This is a genomic window from Mucilaginibacter frigoritolerans (assembly GCF_007830615.1).
Taxonomy (GTDB): Bacteria; Bacteroidota; Bacteroidia; order Sphingobacteriales; family Sphingobacteriaceae; genus Mucilaginibacter; species Mucilaginibacter frigoritolerans.
The window spans coordinates 29,405-42,656 of record NZ_VLLI01000006.1 but is presented as its reverse complement, the minus strand read 5'-3'; the positions used below and the strand labels follow the sequence as shown (position 1 = coordinate 42,656).

The window sequence follows — 13,252 nt, the reverse complement described above, 5'->3', positions numbered from 1 at the left end:
AAGAAATGTATTTATTATTACTGATCATTGCGATCATTGTGTGCGCGCTTCTAGTACTTATGGTGTTAATTCAAAACCCTAAGGGTGGTGGTTTGTCATCAAATTTTTCAAGCTCATCACAGCTGATGGGTGTACAAAAAACCGGCGATTTCCTTGAAAAAGGAACCTGGATTTTAGCAATTACCTTAATGGTTCTTTCAATGGCAATTAACGTATCTGTTAAAGGTGGTATTGAAAAAAGTGGAAATTCAGGCATGAGTGAAACGGTTAAAAAAGCTTCAACACCAACTGCGGCACCAACCAATACAAATCAATTGAACTTGCCTGCAGCAAAACCTGCTACTCAACCAGCTACGCAGAAAAAGTAATCGCTGTTTAATAAAATATTAAAAGGCTTTGGAATTATTCCAAAGCCTTTTTTGTTGCACTGCAATTGCTGTCACCTTTAAAATAGGTAATTATTCTATTATCAATTATGTTGAAAAATAGTACTGACACGTTGGCATTTCAGGTTAAAGTAATATTAACTTAAAACTTACAGCTTACCCAAATCTGACAATAAAACAGTAATTGTATGCCAATAAGGTGCATTGTGTTTGCTTGGCATAATTGATGAGTAAAAGCAGGTAGAAACTTAAATTATAATAAATTTAATAATTGAATAACTATGTCATTAAACATTAAACCTATCGGAGACAGGGTAGTAGTAGAAGCTGCTCAGGCCGAAGAGAAAACTGCTTCCGGTATCATTATTCCGGATACTGCAAAAGAAAAACCTCAACGCGGAACTGTGGTTGCTGTAGGCGACGGTAAAGTAGATGAGCCTTTAACTGTTAAAGTTGGTGACCAGGTTTTATATGGTAAATACGCCGGTACTGAAATTACCTACGAAGGAAGAGAGTACTTAATTATGCGTGAAACTGATATTTACGCAGTTCTGTAAATTAATTAGTGAATTATTGAAGGATCGGATTATAAACTGATTCTTTCCTGATCTTAAACTCAGTAATTCAATAAATTATTAATTCAAAAAATTCTAAAAAAATCATGGCAAAACAAGTTAAATACAATGTGGAAGCACGCGACGCCCTGAAACGCGGTGTTGATATTTTAGCCAACGCGGTTAAAGTAACTTTGGGCCCTAAAGGTCGTAACGTAATTATTGACAAAAAATTTGGTTCACCAATCATTACTAAAGATGGTGTAACCGTTGCTAAAGAAATCGAATTAAAAGATGCTTTAGAAAATATGGGTGCCCAAATGGTTAAAGAAGTTGCATCAAAAACTGCTGATATTGCAGGTGATGGTACTACTACTGCTACTGTTTTGGCTCAGGCTATTGTAACAGCGGGTATTAAAAACGTTGCCGCAGGTGCTAACCCAATGGATTTAAAACGCGGTATTGACAAAGCAGTTACTGCAGTTGTTGAGAACTTAAAAGCTCAGTCACAAACTGTTGGCGAAGACAATAACAAAATTAAACAAGTGGCTTCAATTTCAGCTAATAATGATGAAGTTATCGGTTCATTAATTGCCGAAGCAATGGCTAAGGTTGGTAAAGACGGTGTTATCACTGTTGAAGAAGCAAAAGGTACTGAAACTGAAGTTAAAACTGTTGAAGGTATGCAGTTTGACCGTGGTTACCTTTCTCCATACTTTGTAACCAATGCCGACAAAATGGAAGCAGAATTAGAAAATCCTTTTATCCTGATCTACGATAAAAAGATCTCTTCAATGAAAGAATTGCTTCCTATACTTGAAAAACAAGTTCAAACAGGCAAGCCGCTTTTAATTATTGCTGAAGATTTGGACGGTGAAGCATTGGCTACTTTAGTAGTTAACAAAATCCGTGGTTCACTGAAAGTTGCTGCTGTTAAAGCTCCTGGCTTTGGTGACCGCAGAAAAGCTATGCTGGAAGACATTGCTATCTTAACTGGTGGTACTGTAATTTCAGAAGAAAGGGGTTATAAATTAGAAAATGCTGATCTTACTTACTTAGGTACTGCTGAGAAAATTATTATCGACAAAGATAATACTACTATTATCAATGGTTCAGGTAAATCAGAAGAGATCAAATCTCGCGTAAGCCAAATCAAATCTCAGATTGAGTCAACTACATCTGATTATGATAAAGAAAAATTACAGGAACGTTTAGCTAAATTATCAGGCGGTGTTGCTGTACTTTATGTAGGTGCTGCTACTGAGGTTGAAATGAAAGAAAAGAAAGATCGTGTTGATGATGCTTTACATGCAACCCGTGCTGCTGTTGAAGAAGGTATTGTTGCCGGTGGTGGTGTAGCATTTATCCGTGCGGTAGAAGCTTTAGCTAACCTTAAAGGTGTTAACGAAGATGAAAATACTGGTATCCAGATCATCCGTCGTGCTATCGAAGAGCCTCTACGTCAGATCTGCGAAAACGCAGGTATTGAAGGTTCAATCGTTGTTCAAAAAGTGAAAGAAGGCAAAGCTGATTTCGGTTACAACGCACGTACTGATAAATATGAGAACTTAATTGGTGCTGGTGTTATTGATCCTACTAAAGTAGGTCGTGTAGCATTAGAAAATGCAGCTTCAATTGCAGCTATGTTGTTAACAACAGAATGCGTATTGGCTGATGATCCTGATGATGCTCCTGCAGGTGGCCCACCAATGGGCGGCGGCGGTATGGGCGGCATGATGTAATATCAAAATCCCATTTGGTTTAAAAACCAATACACTAATAAAAACCCTTGTCTATAAAAATAGACAAGGGTTTTGTTTTTAAAATGGGTCTTCCGTCATTTAAAGGTAAACGGATGGTCATAAGTTAATCAAATGATTGATTGAGTATTTTTTGCGTTACAATTTGGATTAGTTTTGTGATGGAAATCAAAAGCTGGGTTTTAGGCACAACATTTGAATAACTGCAAATACTATGAAAATCATAACAGAAAAAACCAGACAATTAAAAAGCCAGATAGTGGAATGGGTGTTTTATAAAGGCCCTGAACTTTTTATAGCCATTTACGGTAAATAATTAAAATAGTTATCTTTGCGCTTCTCTATGAAGTTGCAAAATTATTACGATCAGGCTTATAACTATTTCTTAGACAACGGTAGAAGGGTTATCATAGCCGTTATAATACTATTTATAGGTTTAAAACTTATAAGATTCATCAGGGCACGCCTCAGTAACCGGATGAAAAAAAGAGGGGTCCATTCCTCTTTACAGCCATTCTTTTTAAGTCTTTCAATTACAGCCTTATATGTTCTGCTTGTTATTTTGGTAATGAACATTGTAGGATGGCCCTTAACAGTATTTACTACCATTTTAGGCGCATTCGGTGTTGCCGCAGGTTTAGCGTTATCAGGTACTTTTCAGAACTTTGCCGGTGGTGTGCTTATTCTTTTATTAAAACCTTTTGAGCTTGATGATAGCATTGTTGCCCAGGGGCAGGAAGGTAAAGTAACCTCTATCCAGATATTTTATACAGTATTGCTAACCGTTGATAACAAAACCATTATTATACCTAACGGAAAGTTATTTAACGAGGTTATAGTAAATGTAAGCCGGGAAAACCGCAGACGCCTTGATTTTGAATTCAAACTGGCTTATGCTGCAGACGTGGAAAAGGCTAAAGCAATCGTTTTAGATATCATCAAATCAACACCAACCATACTGGCCGATTTTCCCATCCGTACAGGTGTAGTGGGGATGGATGTAGACAGCATCAGGTTTACGGTAAACGTATGGGTTTTGCCGGATGATTTTCTTACTACCAAGATATCCCTGATGGAAAATATTATTAAACAGCTTAATGAAGCAGGTGTCAATTTCCCTAAGGCAGGCTGATAATCAGATCTTTTGTCTCGCTTTTAGTTCCAAATAACGGTTAATGGTATTAATGGTTAGGTTTTGAGGCGTGCTTAAAATAGACTGGATATTATGTTTAGCCAACTCCTTAACAATGAGTTTTTTATCATAAGCGAATTTTTCGGCTATGGTTTTTATGTAGATGCCTTCAACATCTGCTGCCGGTTGTTCGCTTACTTTTTTTAGCTCCGTGTTTTCAAAAAATACAACCAGCAACAGATGAAATTTGGCTATTCTCTTTAAAAATGGAAGCTGTCTCTGTAATGCCGACATGCTTTCATAGTTAGTGAAAAATACCACCAGGCTACGTTGTTTAATAACGCTGCGGACTGTACTGTACAACAACTCCATGTTGGTTTCCAGGTATCGGGTCTTCTCTTTATATAAAACTTCCAGTATTTTATTGATCTGTGTGGGGCGCCTGTCGGCAGGGACTACTGCACCAATCTTTTCACCAATGGTAATCAGTCCCGCTTTATCTTCTTTTAATAAGGCCACATTTGACAGTACCAGGCTTGCATTAATAGCATAATCCAGCAGACTTAATCCTTCAAAAGGCATTTTCATTGCCCTTGATTTTTCGATAATGCAATAAATATGTTGTGATTTTTCGTCAGTATAATTATTTACCATTAAGTTGCCTTGTCTGGCAGTGGCTTTCCAGTTAATGGTACGATAGTCATCACCCTGTACGTAATTTTTTACCTGTTCAAATTCAAGACTATGGCCAAGCCTGCGTATTTTCTTTACACCAATTTCTGTTAAGTTATTAGAAATGGCCATCAGTTCGTATTTCCGCATTTGCAAAAACGAAGGATAAACAGGCAAAGTTTCTGCCTGACTGAAGTTATAACGGCGTCTGAGTAATCCTAATGAAGTTTGGACGTATACCCTTATCAATCCAAACTCATATTCACCTCTTTTTGTAGGACGCAAAACATAGTTAATAAGCTTGCGTTGACGAGGCGTTAAATCTGTTTTAAACCAGATATCTCTTTTTTGAAACTGAACTGGAATTTCATCAATAATACCTATACTGATATTAAAAGGATACCAGTTTTCGATATAAATTCCAAGTTCGTTATCGTCGCTGTTGCTTAAACGTTCGGGGGCATGCCGCTTGGCAAATACACCTTTTTTGGTTCGATAGAGCATAGTGCCATCAACAATTACCAATATAACGAGCGTATAAAAAAACAGCTGAGGTATAACACCCAACCACGGAAAGAAAAAGGCCAGCACAAATAACGCAGCGCAGCTGCCCAACCCGGTAAAAAGCCTGTTGGTTAAAAAAAGGTTTTTATAAAACAGATTAAAAAAGTTCTTCACCTGCAGCTTTCGTTATCTTGGGATTTCAATTTTTTGAACCAATTGTGCTATCACATCATCTGGGGTTACACCTTCCATTTCTTTATCGGGTGTAAGCATAATACGATGCCTTAAAACAGGTGCTGCTACATGAATTATATCATCAGGCGTAACAAAGTCACGCCCTTTTATAGCTGCTATAGCTTTTGAGGCATTAACTATTGCCAGTGAGGCTCGCGGAGATCCACCGAGAAATAATGATTTATTGTTACGGCTTTCATGAATAAGTTTGGCTACATAAACCAATAATTTATCCTCCACATGCAGACTTAATACCTGGCGGCGAAGTGAAACAATGTCGGCCCCAGAAAGTACCGGTGTTATTTCTTTAAGCTGATCAGTTGTTTTTTGCTGATGCTGTTGCGTAATAATAGCTATTTCTTCATCCAGCGAAGGGTATTGTACTTCTATCTTAAATAAAAAACGATCCAGCTGTGCTTCGGGTAAACGATAGGTACCTTCGTGTTCTACCGGATTTTGTGTGGCCAGCACTGTAAATGGTTCCTGCATTTTGTAGGTTTTACCATCCATGGTAAGCTGCCGCTCTTCCATTACCTCAAATAATGCAGACTGTGTTTTGGCAGGCGCACGGTTAATTTCGTCAATAAGGATGATGTTACCGAAAATTGGTCCATGCTTAAATTCAAACTCAGTAGTTTTAGGATTAAATACCGAAGTGCCTAAAATATCCGATGGCATTAAATCAGGCGTAAACTGAATTCGGGAGTATTGTGCATCAATTGATTTAGCCAATAATTTTGCGGTTAACGTTTTAGCCACGCCTGGAACTCCTTCAATTAAAATGTGCCCGTCGGCAAGTATGCCGGCAATAAGCAAGTCAATGCTATCTTGCTGGCCCACTATTATTTTTGCCAGTGTGGCCTTTATTTGTTCAACAGCATTGTTCAATTTGCTGAGATCTGTTCTTTGTTCAAATATTTCGCCTTCCATATTTATCTGGATTTGATATAAAATTGTTCTATGAGTTTATTTAGTTCAATAAGTTCGCGGTCCGTAATATTAGCTTGTGCAGTAATGTACAGCAGGTAATTAGTCAATTCATTGGCAAAAGTCGGATCGAGACCAATTTTGGTGGTTAACCTTTCCGCAAATTCATCATCCAATTTATTTGTTTTTACGTTGTACTCATCTCTGAGGTGACTTAAAAAATAAAGGACTTTTTTTTGTGCGATGTTAACGTTATTTCGCTTTTCGTAATAAACCTGACCCACCACGTTAATAAAATCGAGTGTTGAATTTGCCAATGGTTCAATAATGGGGATAATACGCTGGCGGCGTTTTATTTCGAAGAGTACAAAAATAGCCAAGCTGATAAGAGTAATAAAATAGGCCCATTGTAATACCGGATTTTTTAAAAACAGTCGCATAGGTGAGTCTGCCTCTCCATTGCCTTGGGTGTAGTATTGATCAAGAATGATCTTATGGGTGGGCTTCAGTAGTGATAAGGCCGTAGCGGCATATTGTGCACCGTCGGACTTCAATAAACTATAGTTGCCGAAAAACTTAGGATTGGCAGAAAGGTAAAGTGTACCCTTGCCAATAGGATACTTTATAAAGTTTACTTTATGAAAGCTGTTTTTGGCAATTGCCTGGGCTCTTGATGTATCGAACTTGCTGAAAAAACCGTTTCCTGCTTCTTTCTTAACTTTGTAAACCTTTGTTGAGTCTAAATTGGGGTTAACAAATTTAACATCCACACTTCCCCAACCCAGTTTGTAATAAGTTTCAGTTTTAACATGCAGCGAATCTTCAAACGTTGTTCCGAAGTAGTCTGATGCTATAAAAACGTCATTTCCCTGGTTTAAATATTTTTTTAGCTGTACAAAATCAACTTTGGTGAAATTGGCTCCGGGGCAAATAATGATATAGGTTGATCCTTTTATAGAGTCTTCGGCAATAACATTATAAACCGGTTGCCGGTATCGTATAATTTTAGCTCCCGGAAAAATGTCATTAATTCTTTTATCTAAAATATAGGTGCCAAATGGTATTTTGTCGTTACTGCTCAACGTTTCTGTCCAGTCAACAATTTTAGGTTGATTAAGCTGTACAATAATATAGATAAGCAGCAGCGCTCCTCCGAAAATAAGATATAGCTTTAAACTCTTCATGGCAATTGCTTTTTAAAGTTTTGAAAAAGAAGATTGATACTTGTAAAAGCTTCGCCGTTGATAGCGAAATTGCCATACCAAACATATTCAAACTGATGGGTAAGCAGTTTAAAGGTTTGTTTTTGTGTAGGGTCGGTTAATTCATACAAATAGGTTTCATTGGTTTTATTAATTTGCCAGTTAATTAAATTTTTATCGCTTAACTGTTTAAGGCATTTAAGGTAAAGCAAACGTACTGCCAGCCTGAAATTATGCTGAGATACTGCTTTTTCGATTTCTGCATCAAAATCAATTTCGTGAATGTTTTCCAATGATTCAGAATAAGGCACATCCGTTTTTTTAGCATTCGGACGCCAAAGTTGTATTGGATCTAACCCTAAAGACTTAAGTATAATAAATACAAGTCCTGCTATTGCCAATGCTAAGGCCAGGTATTTTAAAATAGTGCCGCTAAAGGGTATGTCTTTAAACAGCCCGGAGATTAGCTGCCCAACCCACTTCCAAAACCTATCCCATAGCGATGGAGTACCTACAGCTTCACCGTTGTAGTTGAAGTTTTTATCGGTTCTGAACTTATCAAGCGCTTTGGCATTAAACTTCTTTAATTCAACTTTTGTAGTATCAATAAATATTTTGCCGCTGCTTATTTTTTTTACGGCCGCAGCATGGGTATAACTTGTTTGGCAAAGTGCAAATAAAAGCAGAAGAAAAGCAATAACTAACCTTTTCATATGATTAATATTCTTCGGAAGGCAAACCGTCATTCTGGTTGTTATGCTGGCCAAGTTTTTCTATACGGTCGAGCAAGCCAGTACCCTCTTTATCTTCCGACAAATTAAAATAACATAAGCAAACTGCAATGGCAGGCAAGGTGTAAGCGAGTATTAACAAATTGCGCAGTATACTAAAAAAAATAATAATGGGTAAGGACAGTGCTTTCATGGGAATAAATTTGCTTCCCACCGAAACCAGGGTAAGTGGTATAGCGGCAATAGAACTCGCTGCCCCAACCACCAGCGACATGATGAAAATAACCCCGAAGACGGTCCACCAGTTGTTTTTGATGAGCTTGAAACTTTTGTTAAACGCATAACCAAAAGCCCCGTTTTCAATAACGATTATAGGAATAACCAGGTACATAGGTACGGTAAGGTAAATACCCGGAATAATGCAAAGCATAAACCCGATGCAGATAACGAAGAACATAACAATGCCACTGCCCAGCACCCTGAAAAAGTAATACCTGAAATATCCCCAAACCTCGGCCAATGTAGGTATGGTGTTGTTTTTTTGCAGGTATACAGACATGTAGCATAAGGTAACCAAATGTATAAATGCCTGCGTTAGTATAAGTATAAAGGTACTTGCAATTGTGCCAATGATATAGCTCGTAGGTTTTGATGACGACTCATAATCACCAGGGGTGAAATTGAACATACTGCTGATGTTCATGTAGGTGAATACTGTTGATACGGTACCTATCAGAATAAATAACCCGCATATTGCCAATAAAATTCTTACAAGCGGTTTAAAGTTTTCTTTAAAAAAGGTAAAGGAATCGTTTACAGTTTGTCCAAAATCACGTAATTTTCTAAGCTCAATAGGCTGTTTCATTTATAGTTGTGGTGTTATTGTTAATTTTTCGGTTCAGGGTTGCCGGGTATAAAATTACGTACCAGATAATGAACGTAAATGACAAAATAAGTATAGTTAAACTCAGCCATAAAGGCATTTCGGTGTGCCGGGTAACAAAACCTTCAAAAAAAGCAGCAGTTAAAAATATAGGTATTAATCCAATTCCAATTTTTAATCCGTCTTTGGCGCCCATTTTTACGGCATCTATGCGTTTATAGGTTTTTGGAAACAACAGGCTGTTGCCCAGTACCAGCCCCGCACCCCCGGCTATAATGATGGCCGAAATTTCAAGCGTACCGTGAATCCATACCGTTAACATCAGTTGGGCGCTAATACCCTTGCTATACAGATAATATTCAAAAGAACCCAGCATAATGCCATTATTCATAAGCTGGTATATTGTGCCAACAGATAGAAATATGCCCATTATAAAGGTAGTTAATTCTACAGCTATGTTGTTAAACGCTATCTGGCTGAACATTAAAAAGGAATTTCCTTGTTTATAAACACCAAACGGATCGCCCTTGGCGATATTAGCGTTGGTCATATTCACATAATCGTCGCCCAGAATTAGCCTGATAAAAGTATTATCATATTTTGCCGAAAGCGCTCCCATTAAGCTAAACACTGCAAAAAACAAGAACGAATAAAGCAACGGCTTTCTGTGTTTATAAAAAACCAGTGGTAACTCAAAACTCCAGAAAGTTATAAAGCGGTTTGTTTTCTCTTTCTTGTTTTTATAGATAGACTGATGAAAGGTGGCTGCGAGTCCGTTCAGATATTTAGTTGTATTTGATTTGGGATAGAATGTTTTGGCATACGCCAGATCATCGGTAATGCTGATAAACGATTCGGCCAATTCATCAGGACTTAAATCCTTTGAGTTCTCGTAATCTTTCCACTTTTGCGTATTTTGTTTTACAAAAAGGGCTTCGCGCATTATAGTTTAAATTTTTGTTTAAAATAATCACAAAACTTTAAACTGCAATTATAAATTTCAATAACAATTTTATATTTGTTAAAAATGGAAACAATTACCGTACATACCACCCAGAATATCGATATAGATTATGAAGTAGGTGGCCTTGGAGAAAGAATACTGGCATATTTAATAGATGCAGGCTTCTTTGCAGCCCTTATGATTATCGGAGGCATTGCCTTGAGCTCCGTTTTGGGCCAATCGGTAAAATATTTTTTTATAGCAATTGGTTTATTATTGCTTTTTTACGATTTGTTGTGCGAAACTTTTTTTAATGGACAAACCGCCGGAAAGTACGTGATGAAAATAAAAGTAATCAGTTTAGATGGCAACCGCGCAAAATTTAGTCAGTATTTGTTAAGATGGCTGTTCCGCATGGTTGATTTTTCGTTGAGCTGGTGGGTGTGTGGCGTGCTTACCATCGCTTTAACCGACAAGGGGCAAAGGGTTGGCGACCTGGTAGCAGGTACTGCAGTTGTGCGAACTGTGCCGCGTACAAAAAGAGATAAAGTTGTTTTTAATCATTTTGATGATACTTATACCGTTGTATTTACCCAGGTTAGCCAGTTGTCTGATAGCGATATCGGTTTAATTCATGAAGTTATTCAAACTTATCTTAAAACGGGAAATACACAGGTGGTTTACCACATGGCCGATAAAATAAGGAGGCATTTACAAATAAGTTTACCCCCGGAAATGAATAGTATGCAGTTTTTACAAACTATACTCAAAGATTATAGCCATGTAACGGCTCAGGCTGATGCTTTGTAATGTTGATAATAGCCTAAAAGTTTAACGGTATAGCTTATTAATACAATTGAGCCGACTATAATAAACAAGGCTTTCTTTAGTTGATTTTTTGAGTTATCAAGCTTAAAGAATTTATCTGCTAGTCCATAAATGAAAAAAAGGAGCAAGGGTATAGTTGCAGGATATAATCCGAAACTCTTATTGAAATCTCCTTGTATTAGTGCTAAAACTGAGCGTTGAAATCCGCAGCCTGGGCAATCAATCCCGGTTAAATATTTAAAGGGGCAACGTATTAAATGATTTTGCAGCCAGTTAATAAAAACTAGCTGGCTGCAAATCATATTTTGAAATAATACCATTGATTATCTTTTAAACCAGCGGATCCTGATAATCCCGAGGTTTTATACCTCCGGCTTCAGCAGCAGCAGGCCCCAGGTATTGATAATTGCCAAAGCCTAAAATCGGCCAGAAAATAAATCCTAAAAGTAACAGACCAACAGTAAAACCTTCGCTTTGTCCAAAGCTTTTGCTCAACAGGTTTATGGTCCATATTATAAATATAATATTTACACATGGAATTAGGAATAGGAATATCCACCATATTGGTTTTCCTACAATCTCTAACAAAACAATTAAATTGTAGATAGGAACTATGCATGCCCATCCTGGTTTACCTGCTTTAGTATAAACTTTCCATTGTCCAATTATGGAAATTAAAGAGACAATAATGATAGGGATAATTAAAACGCCAATAAGGGCTAATACACCGGCGGTCGCTCCGACCGAATTTGGATCATAATTTTGCATTGATTAATGGTTTTAGTTTAAGTGATTGTTTAGTAATATATTGGGAAAGTAAATAAAATATAATAAAGCCGAAAATTTATTTAAAAATAAGGAATTGGCTTATTGTTGTAATTTTGCCCCGATGCAAAAGGAACAAATTTCGGTTTTTGATATGTTTAAGATAGGCATAGGCCCGTCTAGCTCGCATACTTTAGGTCCATGGCGTGCGGCGCAGCAATTTGTGCAATCGCTCGAACACAAAGATGTGTTACCATTAGTAGTAGAGTTGAAGGTATTGTTGTACGGTTCCCTTGCCAAAACAGGTAAAGGACACGGTACTGATATTGCCATTTTACTTGGACTAAGCGGCGATGACCCGGTAACCTTCGAGGTTGACCAGGTAGGACCCAAAACCGAGCATATCAGATCATCAAACAAATTGATATTAAACAGCAAGCAAGAGATTAGCTTTTTTGTGAATGATGATTTGTTGTTCCTTTTTAATGAGAGCTTACCCTATCACCCCAATGCAGTTAGTTTTCAGGCTTTTTTAAGTAATGGTACAGCTATTTCCGAAACCTATTATTCAATAGGCGGTGGCTTTGTAGTAAAAGAAGGCAGTGATGGTGCTCAAAAAGCAGAAGTGGATCTTCCTTTCCCTATTGATACGGCCAACAACCTGTTGCATTGGTGCATAAAAACCGGCCTCAAGATATCAGAAGTGGTGATGGAAAATGAGCTGGCCTGGCGTAGTGAACAGGAAACGTTAACCGGCGTATTAAACATCTTTAAAGCACTTAGGGATTGTATTTATCGTGGATGCCATACCAGCGGTGTATTGCCCGGAGGGCTTAACGTAGCCCGAAGAGCTGCTGCACAAAATAAGCGGCTAATTAAAGGTCAGCCTTATAATAACTTTGAAGAGTGGGTGGCTGCTATCCGTAATACAGGTAATAGCTTTCAGAATACTTTAGATTGGGTAAGTTGTTTCGCACTGGCGGTTAATGAAGAGAATGCTTCATTTGGCAGGGTAGTTACTGCACCAACCAATGGAGCTGCGGGAGTAATACCAGCTGTGTTGCAATACTACCTGGTTTTTTGTGATGGCTATTCGGATAAGCGCATCATCCAGTTCCTGCTTACTGCTTCAGAAATTGGCAGCATATTTAAAAAAGGGGCTACCATATCGGCTGCTATGGGTGGTTGCCAGGCCGAAATAGGCGTGTCATCAGCAATGGCTGCTGCTGCGCTTACCGAGTGCCTGGGCGGTACCCAGCGACAGGTGTTAATGGCTGCCGAAATTGCTATGGAACATCACCTGGGTTTAACCTGTGATCCCATTGGCGGACTTGTGCAGGTGCCTTGTATTGAGCGTAATACCATGGGGGCCATAAAAGCCATCACCGCATCGCAACTGGCGCTGCAAACCAATCCGGATAATGCCAAAGTAAGCCTCGATGCAGTTGTTAGAACCATGTGGCAAACCGCTTTGGATATGAACTCCAAATACAAAGAAACTTCTGATGGTGGATTGGCTATTAATATCCCGCTGAGTTTGCCGGAGTGTTAGTGGGGATGATGTGGTTTTCGTTGCCGCAAGATCTACACCTTGTCATCCTGAACGTAGTGAAGGATCTTCTTCGCGCGGTAAGGAGGCAGCAGACTTGTCAGCTGAAGAAGATGTTTCACTACGTTCAACATGACAAATGGGAGAAATTGGAAAGCGAGCGCAATCAGGTATTAAGGGAA

14 protein-coding genes are annotated in these 13,252 nt (G+C 38.3%); 6 read left to right on the top strand and 8 right to left on the bottom strand.

What is annotated here, in order from left to right:
* The first annotated feature begins 5 nt into the window (after window positions 1-5).
* The 4 genes from secG (at window position 6) to JN11_RS11025 (ending at window position 3,832) form a co-directional block, all read left to right on the top strand.
* Window positions 6-368 carry a preprotein translocase subunit SecG gene (gene secG, locus JN11_RS11040; protein ID WP_144912540.1) on the top strand — a complete coding sequence of 121 codons (363 nt, stop codon included), beginning with the start codon at window positions 6-8 and terminating at the stop codon, window positions 366-368.
* Between the two features lie 299 nt (window positions 369-667).
* Window positions 668-943: a co-chaperone GroES gene (groES, locus tag JN11_RS11035; protein ID WP_144912538.1), complete on the top strand. Its 276-nt coding sequence runs from the start codon at window positions 668-670 to the stop codon at window positions 941-943.
* Window positions 944-1,047: 104 nt separating this feature from the next.
* Complete coding sequence (gene groL, locus JN11_RS11030) at window positions 1,048-2,682, top strand: chaperonin GroEL (protein WP_144912537.1); 1,635 nt, start codon at window positions 1,048-1,050, stop codon at window positions 2,680-2,682.
* A gap of 496 nt (window positions 2,683-3,178) precedes the next feature.
* Window positions 3,179-3,832, top strand: a complete 654-nt coding sequence (locus JN11_RS11025; RefSeq protein ID WP_246138991.1) for a mechanosensitive ion channel family protein — start codon at window positions 3,179-3,181, stop codon at window positions 3,830-3,832.
* A 3-nt stretch (window positions 3,833-3,835) separates the two neighbouring features.
* On the opposite strand, the gene JN11_RS11020 is transcribed toward JN11_RS11025, so the two are convergent.
* From JN11_RS11020 to JN11_RS10995, 6 genes are read right to left on the bottom strand one after another with little or no spacing between them, the layout of a single operon-like run.
* A complete protein-coding gene (locus tag JN11_RS11020) occupies window positions 3,836-5,182 on the bottom strand; it encodes a DUF58 domain-containing protein (protein WP_144912534.1) in 1,347 nt (448 codons plus the stop codon).
* A gap of 12 nt (window positions 5,183-5,194) precedes the next feature.
* The gene (locus JN11_RS11015) at window positions 5,195-6,172 is read right to left on the bottom strand and encodes an AAA family ATPase (RefSeq protein ID WP_144912533.1); all 978 of its coding nucleotides are present in this window, start codon (window positions 6,170-6,172) and stop codon (window positions 5,195-5,197) included.
* A 2-nt stretch (window positions 6,173-6,174) separates the two neighbouring features.
* Window positions 6,175-7,353, bottom strand: a complete 1,179-nt coding sequence (locus JN11_RS11010) for a DUF4350 domain-containing protein (RefSeq protein ID WP_144912531.1) — start codon at window positions 7,351-7,353, stop codon at window positions 6,175-6,177.
* Window positions 7,350-8,084, bottom strand: a complete 735-nt coding sequence (locus JN11_RS11005; RefSeq protein ID WP_144912529.1) for a DUF4129 domain-containing protein — start codon at window positions 8,082-8,084, stop codon at window positions 7,350-7,352. The genes JN11_RS11010 and JN11_RS11005 overlap by 4 nt, the downstream gene beginning before the upstream one ends.
* A gap of 4 nt (window positions 8,085-8,088) precedes the next feature.
* Window positions 8,089-8,967: a hypothetical protein gene (locus JN11_RS11000; protein WP_144912528.1), complete on the bottom strand. Its 879-nt coding sequence runs from the start codon at window positions 8,965-8,967 to the stop codon at window positions 8,089-8,091.
* On the bottom strand, window positions 8,951-9,928 hold the full coding sequence (locus tag JN11_RS10995; RefSeq protein ID WP_144912526.1) for a stage II sporulation protein M: 978 nt from the start codon (window positions 9,926-9,928) through the stop codon (window positions 8,951-8,953). Before JN11_RS10995 ends, JN11_RS11000 begins: the two co-directional genes overlap by 17 nt.
* Window positions 9,929-10,012: 84 nt before the next feature.
* Here JN11_RS10995 and JN11_RS10990 point away from each other — a divergent pair, with 84 nt between their 5' ends.
* On the top strand, window positions 10,013-10,738 hold the full coding sequence (locus JN11_RS10990) for an RDD family protein (RefSeq protein WP_144912524.1): 726 nt from the start codon (window positions 10,013-10,015) through the stop codon (window positions 10,736-10,738).
* On the opposite strand, the gene JN11_RS10985 is transcribed toward JN11_RS10990, so the two are convergent.
* Together JN11_RS10985 and JN11_RS10980 are read right to left on the bottom strand one after the other, a co-directional pair.
* On the bottom strand, window positions 10,720-11,058 hold the full coding sequence (locus JN11_RS10985; protein ID WP_144912954.1) for a DUF2752 domain-containing protein: 339 nt from the start codon (window positions 11,056-11,058) through the stop codon (window positions 10,720-10,722). The two genes, JN11_RS10990 and JN11_RS10985, sit on opposite strands and share 19 nt — an antisense overlap.
* Before the next feature lie 28 nt (window positions 11,059-11,086).
* Window positions 11,087-11,524 carry a DUF5684 domain-containing protein gene (locus JN11_RS10980; protein WP_144912523.1) on the bottom strand — a complete coding sequence of 146 codons (438 nt, stop codon included), beginning with the start codon at window positions 11,522-11,524 and terminating at the stop codon, window positions 11,087-11,089.
* 121 nt (window positions 11,525-11,645) lie between these two features.
* Between JN11_RS10980 and JN11_RS10975 the strand changes: the two genes are divergently transcribed.
* Window positions 11,646-13,073, top strand: coding sequence for an L-serine ammonia-lyase (locus JN11_RS10975; RefSeq protein WP_144912521.1), 1,428 nt, complete (start codon window positions 11,646-11,648; stop codon window positions 13,071-13,073).
* Window positions 13,074-13,252 lie beyond the last annotated feature (179 nt).

Excerpts from the sequence above, each read along its gene's own strand:
- JN11_RS10980 (WP_144912523.1), bottom strand. The coding sequence starts at position 11,524 with ATGCAAAATTATGATCCAAATTCGGTCGGAGCGACCGCCGGTGTATTA.
- JN11_RS11005 (WP_144912529.1), bottom strand. The coding sequence starts at position 8,084 with ATGAAAAGGTTAGTTATTGCTTTTCTTCTGCTTTTATTTGCACTTTGC.
- groL (WP_144912537.1), top strand. The coding sequence starts at position 1,048 with ATGGCAAAACAAGTTAAATACAATGTGGAAGCACGCGACGCCCTGAAA.
- JN11_RS10975 (WP_144912521.1), top strand. The coding sequence starts at position 11,646 with ATGCAAAAGGAACAAATTTCGGTTTTTGATATGTTTAAGATAGGCATA.
- JN11_RS11010 (WP_144912531.1), bottom strand. The coding sequence starts at position 7,353 with ATGAAGAGTTTAAAGCTATATCTTATTTTCGGAGGAGCGCTGCTGCTT.
- JN11_RS10985 (WP_144912954.1), bottom strand. The coding sequence starts at position 11,058 with ATGATTTGCAGCCAGCTAGTTTTTATTAACTGGCTGCAAAATCATTTA.
- JN11_RS10995 (WP_144912526.1), bottom strand. The coding sequence starts at position 9,928 with ATGCGCGAAGCCCTTTTTGTAAAACAAAATACGCAAAAGTGGAAAGAT.
- groES (WP_144912538.1), top strand. The coding sequence starts at position 668 with ATGTCATTAAACATTAAACCTATCGGAGACAGGGTAGTAGTAGAAGCT.
- JN11_RS11025 (WP_246138991.1), top strand. The coding sequence starts at position 3,179 with ATGAAAAAAAGAGGGGTCCATTCCTCTTTACAGCCATTCTTTTTAAGT.
- JN11_RS10990 (WP_144912524.1), top strand. The coding sequence starts at position 10,013 with ATGGAAACAATTACCGTACATACCACCCAGAATATCGATATAGATTAT.
- JN11_RS11015 (WP_144912533.1), bottom strand. The coding sequence starts at position 6,172 with ATGGAAGGCGAAATATTTGAACAAAGAACAGATCTCAGCAAATTGAAC.
- JN11_RS11000 (WP_144912528.1), bottom strand. The coding sequence starts at position 8,967 with ATGAAACAGCCTATTGAGCTTAGAAAATTACGTGATTTTGGACAAACT.
- secG (WP_144912540.1), top strand. The coding sequence starts at position 6 with ATGTATTTATTATTACTGATCATTGCGATCATTGTGTGCGCGCTTCTA.